Consider the following 6,899-nt stretch of genomic DNA (forward strand, 5'->3'; position numbering starts at 1 on the left):
CCCCCACCCCGACGCGGTCACCCCGGCCGCCGCCCCGGAAGGTTCCGCCCATGTCTGAACACAAGCCGTCCGTCCTGTTCGTCTGCGTCCACAACGCCGGACGCTCCCAGATGGCTGCCGCGTGGCTGACCCACCTGGCAGGCGACCGCGTCGAGGTCCGCTCCGCGGGCTCCGCCCCGGCCGGCAGCGTCAACCCGGCGGTCGTCGAGGCCATGCGCGAGGTCGGCATCGACATCGCCTCCGAGACCCCGAAGGTCCTCACCGTAGACGCCGTCCAGGCGTCCGACGTGTGCATCACCATGGGCTGCGGCGACGTCTGCCCGGTCTTCCCCGGCAAGAAGTACCTGGACTGGAAGCTGGAGGACCCGGCCGGCCAGGGCGTCGACGCCGTACGCCCGATCCGTGACCAGATCAAGGTCCTGATCGAGGACCTGATCGCCGAGCTCGGGGCCGATTCCCACGGATAGCTGCGGTAGTCAGGCGACGTCGAACAGCGCGTCCTGGGCCTCGACGCACTGCCCTGGGAGCCACAGCGGTGGCCGCACCGACCCACCCGGCAACAGCATCCCTTCAACCTCGGCCCGGATTTTCGCGCACGACCCGCATGAGGCCGCCGCCCATGTCGGCGACAGCCGCAGCGGCTCCCATCCGATCGCCGTGTGGCAGGCCGGCAACGGGATGTACTCCCCGCCCAGCCACCGCCACGAGGCGACGTCGTGCACGACCGGGGAGTCGCCGATCCGCATCCGCTGCCCGTCGGCGAACTTCTCCCGGAGCCCGGCCGCGGCGGCGCGGACGTCGAGGACGCCGCGCAGCGTGGTGTCCGAGGTGATGGTCATGTGGTCCAGGATGGCGCGCAGGTAGACGCTCGTCATCGGGCCGGTGGCGTCGGCCCGTTCCACGGGGCTTTCTTCCACCCGTACGTGGTGGGCGGCGAGCTCGGCGATGACCGCGTCGATGTTCTGGTCGACGATGAGACACAGGTCGGCGCTGCCGGGGGTGGGGTGCTCGGCCTTGGGCTCGAATTCCCGGCCCGCCCGATGCAGGTCGATCTTGCTGTGGCCGAAGGTGACGGCGCGGCCTCCGCCGTCGAACGTGACCTCCCGCATGCCCAGCACTGTCGTGCAGAAGGCAACGGTGGCGTCGATGTCCCTGACCGTCAGGACGAGATGATCGAGCCGGTCGACACGCATGATGGCCCCTTTTTCGGGTGCACCTCTACGAACAGGACGAGGCCAACGCCAATGTCCCTGGCGGCAGCGGAACCGAGCACTCGCGACAGTACCGCGCCCCAGCCCCGTCCGATGCGACGACCGTCGGCAGGTCTCGATGCCGACGGCGCGCCCTTGGAGTCGCCGTCCGGGGGAGGCCGTGGTGGAATGCCGGTGCAGCCGGTCCGGCCACGGAAGGCTGTGTTCCTGACCGGCAGGGGGTGTAGGGAGCCTCCATGAAGATCGCCCGGTTCATCCGCGCGGCCGTGCCCCTGTCCCTGGCCGTGAGCTGCGCCGGCGCCCTCCCGGCCGGAGCGCAGGAGACCTCCGGGCCGCGTGGCGGGGTGGACTGCCGCGGCTGGGAGCGGGAGTACGAGGACGCGGCCATGCCTGCGATCGGGCAGACGTGGACCCTGGACTTCGGCAGCAACACTCCCATCGGCCCGGGTCCGTTCGTGGCCACGATCGCCTTCGCCTCGGCGAGCCAGGCGACGATCAAGGTGACCCAGGGGCCGGCGGGGACCCAGGGGCTTACGCAGGACATCACGTACACCAGCACGCGGTTGCGGCCCTGCCAGTACGCCGTGACCTGGCACGAGCCCAAGACCGGGCTGTTCGTCACCCAGGTGGAGGACTTCGCCGAGCACCGGGCGTACGACACGATCGTCGATCCCGCCAAGGGCACGATGATCCATATGACGGCCACGTTCTTCCGCAGCCAGTGAGCCGTTCGGAGGGCGGGCGGCCGGGGTCAGTGGCGTTCCTCAAGGTGCTTCTTGAACATCATGGCCATCGTGTACTGCTGCCCGAGGTAGTTCTGGAACGAATCGGCCTGGTTCTTCGGGGCCGCTTCGAGGAGGCCGTCGGGGAAGTCGACACGGATCGTGCGGGTGAAGAGGGTGCCGGGGCCCGAGGGCGCGAACTCGTAGACGATGGTCTGGCAGCAGGGATTCCCACTGCCCAGCTCCGCCTGGGAGACGATGGTCAGGCGCGTGTTCGGTGTCGCTTCCTGGACCGTCCAGGGGAAGGTGTACTCCGTATCCCCCTCCGGCCCTGCGGCGTGCTCGACGAACGTGTCCCCGCCCGCCAGCGGCCGGGACGGATCGCCCGTCACCGGGGTGATCCGCAGAGTGACCCCACGGTTGATGGTGGGCCAGTTGCCCGCGTCGGCCAGTACGGCGAAGGCCGCCTCCGGCGAGCGCTCGATGTACACGCTGGCGGTACCGCTCATGGTGGGCATGAGCCTCTCCTCACGTCCGGCCCCCTGGCAGTGTTCCCACCGTACGGCCGGGCCCGTCACTCCGCCGCCCGTCGTGGACGGGCGGCGGCCGGGGCATGCGTGACGATGCGCTCAGCGCAGGGCGAGCGCGGCGCGCACCAGCGTGGCGTTGTCGGCCGCGGGAGTGCCGTCCGGAGTGTGGAGCACGTCTTCGAGCCCGATCCGGACGTCCGGCCCGAGCCCGACGGCCATCCGCAGCACGGGCCAGGCACCGCCGTCCGACCCGTGCAGCAGGACAGGCGCCGCCAGACCGTCGCCCAGGTCGCGCAGCAGTCCCTCCGCGGTGGCCAGGGCTGTGCGGGGACCGTGGTCCGTGACCTCGGCGAGGACGCGCACCACCCGGCCGGTGAACAGCGACGAGCGAAAACGGGTGGCGGCGTCCGTGCCCTTTCGGTCCTTGGGATGCAGGTGGATGTCCTCGGCCCCGGCCTCGACCGCCGCCCGGGCCGCGGCCGTGAGCTCGACTGGACCCACCGGAAGGCCCGGGTACTGTTCGCGACGCCGCGAGCCGTTCAGACACACCTGGAGCATGGGCATGATCGTGACACAGCTGCGATGAACTCCCGGTGCGCATGGACCCCGACGACACCGATGAGGCGCCGTGAGGCTTCGCCGCGGCGAAGCCTCACGGCGCTGCGGGCGCTTCAGACCGCACCGTCAGCCGTCAGACGCGCTCCAGGCGCCATTTCTGCGCGTTGGTGTCGTTGAACGTGTACTGCTGCACGTTCGCGCTGTTGTCCATCGACATGCCGGCGACGTCCACGGTCTTGCCGCTGAGGACGTTGCTGATCACGAAGACGCCGTCGCCGACCGGGGTGACCCACCAGCGCTGGTTGGTGCCGCCGTTACCCGTCCACTGCTGGATGTTGGCGGTGTCCTGGAGACCGGCCTTGTCGACGTCGAGGAACAGCCCGCTGGCCTTGGACGTGATCTCGTACACGCCGGTGACGTCCCACGGGGACTGGCGGCCGGCGCGCCGTACGGCCTTGAACGTCCACTGCTGGTTCGCTCCGCCGTGGCGGGTGTACTGGCCGACGTTCGCGCCGCTCTCCTTCTCGTTGCCCAGGATGTCCAGCACCTTGCCGCTGGCGACGTTGGTGAGGACGTAGGTGCCTTCCTCGACGGGCAGCTTGTTCCCATGCGCCTGCGCGCCGTCCGAGCCGTGCGGGAAGATGCGTATGGAGGCCGTCCGGTTCTTCAGCGCCGGGCCCAGGGTGGTGCGAGAGGCGCCCACGATGGCACCGAGGTCGTCGATCTCCCGAGTGTCCTTCTCCGCGATGGACGCGAGCTCGTCGCGCGGGCCCACCTGGGCGGCGAAGCCCTTGAAGTCCGCCTCGACGTGCAGGGCCAGGCTCTGCTCGGTGTGGTCCACCACCGACAGGACACGGCCTTCGAAGCCGAATGCCCGGACGTCGCCCAGCGTTTGGTCGGCCAGCAGGACGCGGCCACGCTCCTTGGTGTTGAAGTCCTCGTGCTCGTACAGCGCGTACCAGCCCTTCGGGCACACCGCGACGCCGCTGCCCTCGAAGATCTTGACCGTCACCCTGGATCCGTCCTTCTCTGATCGCAACTCCCGCGCACCGCGGGCCAAGTGATCACCCTAGGGTCCCGACCACATCACCAAAAGTGATCAAATCCAGTCACTGACCTGAGTCGACACGTCCGTCGGCGACGCGGCTGCGGCCCTGCCGGTATGGCGTGGCCTGGCACGAGCCCGTCAGCGGCGTCCACGTCACCCAGGTGGAGGATTCCACCGAGCGCCGGGTGTCCGACACGTTCCTCAATGGCACGCGGTTCTTCCACAGGACCAGTCGGGAGGCGGGGTGCGCGAAGGTGTGTGACGGTGGGGCCATGAAGGTGGGAATCATTGGCACCGGCCGTCTCGGCAAGGCGCTGGCCCGGCATTTCACGCGGGCCGGGCACCAAGTGAAGGTCGCGAACTCTCGCGGCCCGGACACCCTGGCTCCGCTCGTCGGCGAGCTCGGCGAGAACGCGTCGGCCGGGACGCCGCAGGAGGCCGCCGACTTCGGCGATGTCGTCGTCCTGGCCGTCCAGTGGGACCAGAAGGAGAGCGCGGTGGCCTCGGTCTCCTCCTGGCAGGGACGGGTCGTCCTCGTCCCGGTCAACCCGCTGCGGGAGACGGCGAAGGGTCTGGAGCACGCGGACACCGAGGGCCGCGCGCCCACCGAGGTCATCGCCTCGCTCCTCCCGGGCGCCCTCGTGGTCAAGGGCTTCAACACCTATCCGGCCCAGGTCCTCGCCGAGGATCCCGTCGTCGACGGCGGGCGCCGCCTCGTCCTGCTCGCCGGGGACGACGCCGCCGCCAAACGGAAAGTGGCCGACCTGGCCGGCAGCGCCGGCTTCCAGGCTGTCGACACCGGTACTCTCGCCGAAGGCGGACCCCTTTTCGACAGCGGCGGACCGCTCGGCGGGCCCCGCAAAGACCTGCTCGCCCTCTGACCCGCCCGAGGGATGAGAAGAAGTGGCACCCATCCCGGGCCTCGGCACCATCGGTATCTGGAGCAGCTGGCTCCGGACGGATGATCCCGCTGAGGCGGCGCAGGTCCGTGATGCCGCGGCGGAGTTGGAGGACATGGGCTTCGCGGCCCTGTGGATCGGCGGCAGCCCGGGCCTCGACCACGCCGCCCGCCTGCTCGCGGCGACGAACCGCGTGACAGTGGCCACCAGCATCCTCAGCATCTGGCAGTACGAGGCCGCCGATGTCGCCGCGCGGCGAGCCGCCTTCGAGCCCGCCGACCGCGAACGCTTCCTCCTCGGCCTCGGCGTCAGCCACGCCCGGTTCGCCGCGCAGTACGCCCGCCCGTACTCCGCGATGCAGAACTACCTGACCGCCCTGGACGCCGCCCCCGTGCCGGTTTCCGCCGAACGGCGGGTGCTGGCCGCGATCGGCCCGAAGATGCTCGGCCTGGCCCGTGACCGCGCGGCGGGCGCCATCCCGTACCTCGTCACTCCGGAGTCCACTGCACAGGCCCGCGACATTCTCGGGGACCGGCCCTTTCTCGGGCCCGAGATGAAGGCCGTCCTGGACACCGACCTGACCCGCGCCCGCCGCACCGCCCGTGACTACCTCGCCACCTACCTGGCCCTGCCGAACTACACCAACAGCCTCGAACGCGCCGGTTACACCGAAGAGGACTTCGAAGGCGGCGGTAGCGACCGCCTCGTCGACGCCCTCGTCGCACTCGGCGACGCCGACCGCATCCGCACCCGCGTCGAGGAGTTCCAGAAGGCGGGCGCCGACCACGTCGCGCTACAGGTCGTACTGCCACGGGGGCAGGGGTACGGCCGGCTCATGGAGCAGTGGCGCGAACTGGCACAGGCGCTGCCCCTGTGACCTGCGATCCCACAGGGCAGGCCAGAGCAGTGATCAGTGAGCGCGGTCATGAGCCGACGGCGGTCGGAGGCGGGACGCGGGAGAGCCCCGAAACGCTTGGCGCCTCGGGACTCCCTTGCGGTCCGGCCTCCGCCAATGCGCAGGGCAAGGTGACCTGAGCCACCTCGTCCCCATGACTCCGCAGGTCACTTTGCGGTCACAGTGCAGGAGGGAACAGCGGGGGACGGGCAGGGACAGGAGGGTGTCTTTGTCCCGTGTGAGGTCGGAGGGTGGGGCGAGGCACATCCGGTTGTTCAGGGCGGCGGCCAGCCGGGTGCGGCCCCCTGCGCGCGGAGCGTGATGGCTTCGGTGGCCGTGCCGGCCAGGTTGTGGCGCGCGGGTGTCGGTGGGCGTGGTTAGCGTGGGGCCATGGCTTACGACGAGGTGCTGGCGGGGCGGCTCAAGGAGCGTCTGGAGCCTGAGGGCGTGACCGCGAAGAAGATGTTCGCCGGGTTGACGTTCCTGCTTCAGGGCAACGCGCTGGCCAACCTGTACGACGAGGGGCTGATGGTGCGTGTCGGGAAGGAGGGGATGGACGAGGCCCTGGCGCGTCCTGGCGCACAGCCCCTGGTGATCCGGGGGAAGGAACAACGAGGGTGGGTGCTGCTGGATGAGTCGACCTTGGACGACGAGGTCCTGGACGAGTGGCTGACGTGGGCCGTGGAGGTCACTGCGGAGCTGCCGCCCAAGTAGCGCCACCCCCCGCCCATCCACTGCGATGCCTGCGGCGCCGAGGACCGTGATGCGGTCCTCGGCGCCGTTCTCATTGATTCCGCCGGCTGTCGTCCGCCTCCTGCCTGGTGAGGGCGCGGGCGGCGCGCAGTAGGCGCTGTCCCAGCTGTTCCAGGTGGGGGGCGAGTTCGGGGGTGCCGTGGATGGTGTCCTCGGGGCCGAGGTCGATGCCGAGGAGTTGTTCGGCGATGTGGTGGGGGTTGTCGGCGGCGAGGTCGAGGGTGCTGGTGGTCTCGTCGAGGGGGTGGACGCGGTCGGGGAGGGAGTAGGTGCGGGCGCGGAC

At 70.3% G+C, this 6,899-nt stretch carries 9 protein-coding genes and 1 pseudogene; 5 read left to right on the forward strand and 5 right to left on the reverse strand.

Going from position 1 to position 6,899, the window contains the following annotated elements; translation table 11 throughout:
- Positions 1–50: 50 nt before the first annotated feature.
- Positions 51–467, forward strand: a complete 417-nt coding sequence (locus K6I33_RS29035) for an arsenate reductase ArsC (protein WP_229357514.1) — start codon at positions 51–53, stop codon at positions 465–467.
- A gap of 9 nt (positions 468–476) precedes the next feature.
- Here K6I33_RS29035 and K6I33_RS29040 read toward each other — a convergent pair whose 3' ends face one another.
- Entirely contained in the window at positions 477–1,193 is a 717-nt protein-coding gene (locus tag K6I33_RS29040; protein ID WP_229357515.1) for a VOC family protein, read from the reverse strand.
- A 254-nt stretch (positions 1,194–1,447) separates the two neighbouring features.
- Here K6I33_RS29040 and K6I33_RS29045 point away from each other — a divergent pair, with 254 nt between their 5' ends.
- Complete coding sequence (locus K6I33_RS29045; RefSeq protein ID WP_229357516.1) at positions 1,448–1,936, forward strand: hypothetical protein; 489 nt, start codon at positions 1,448–1,450, stop codon at positions 1,934–1,936.
- Positions 1,937–1,962: 26 nt separating this feature from the next.
- Here the strand turns inward: K6I33_RS29045 and K6I33_RS29050 are convergent, their stop codons facing one another.
- The 3 genes from K6I33_RS29050 to K6I33_RS29060 all read right to left on the reverse strand — a co-directional run bounded on the left by K6I33_RS29050 (position 1,963) and on the right by K6I33_RS29060 (position 4,033).
- Positions 1,963–2,451, reverse strand: coding sequence for an SRPBCC family protein (locus tag K6I33_RS29050; RefSeq protein ID WP_229357517.1), 489 nt, complete (start codon positions 2,449–2,451; stop codon positions 1,963–1,965).
- Between the two features lie 111 nt (positions 2,452–2,562).
- Positions 2,563–3,021, reverse strand: coding sequence for a 3-keto-5-aminohexanoate cleavage protein (locus K6I33_RS29055; protein WP_229357518.1), 459 nt, complete (start codon positions 3,019–3,021; stop codon positions 2,563–2,565).
- A 133-nt stretch (positions 3,022–3,154) separates the two neighbouring features.
- A complete protein-coding gene (locus tag K6I33_RS29060) occupies positions 3,155–4,033 on the reverse strand; it encodes an RICIN domain-containing protein (RefSeq protein ID WP_229357519.1) in 879 nt (292 codons plus the stop codon).
- A 308-nt stretch (positions 4,034–4,341) separates the two neighbouring features.
- On the opposite strand from K6I33_RS29060, the gene K6I33_RS29065 reads away from it, so the two are divergent.
- The 3 genes from K6I33_RS29065 (at position 4,342) to K6I33_RS29075 (ending at position 6,577) form a co-directional block, all read left to right on the forward strand.
- Positions 4,342–4,950 (forward strand): NADPH-dependent F420 reductase, encoded by a 609-nt coding sequence (locus K6I33_RS29065; protein WP_229357520.1) that lies wholly within the window; start codon positions 4,342–4,344, stop codon positions 4,948–4,950.
- Between the two features lie 22 nt (positions 4,951–4,972).
- The gene (locus tag K6I33_RS29070; RefSeq protein WP_229357521.1) at positions 4,973–5,845 is read left to right on the forward strand and encodes an LLM class F420-dependent oxidoreductase; all 873 of its coding nucleotides are present in this window, start codon (positions 4,973–4,975) and stop codon (positions 5,843–5,845) included.
- Between the two features lie 408 nt (positions 5,846–6,253).
- Positions 6,254–6,577, forward strand: coding sequence for a TfoX/Sxy family protein (locus tag K6I33_RS29075; RefSeq protein WP_229357522.1), 324 nt, complete (start codon positions 6,254–6,256; stop codon positions 6,575–6,577).
- A gap of 70 nt (positions 6,578–6,647) precedes the next feature.
- On the opposite strand, the pseudogene K6I33_RS29080 reads toward K6I33_RS29075, so the two are convergent.
- Positions 6,648–6,899, reverse strand: a pseudogene (locus K6I33_RS29080) (hypothetical protein); the annotation flags it as partial.

This window comes from Streptomyces sp. UNOB3_S3 (assembly GCF_020740895.1).
Classification (GTDB): Bacteria; Actinomycetota; Actinomycetes; order Streptomycetales; family Streptomycetaceae; genus Streptomyces.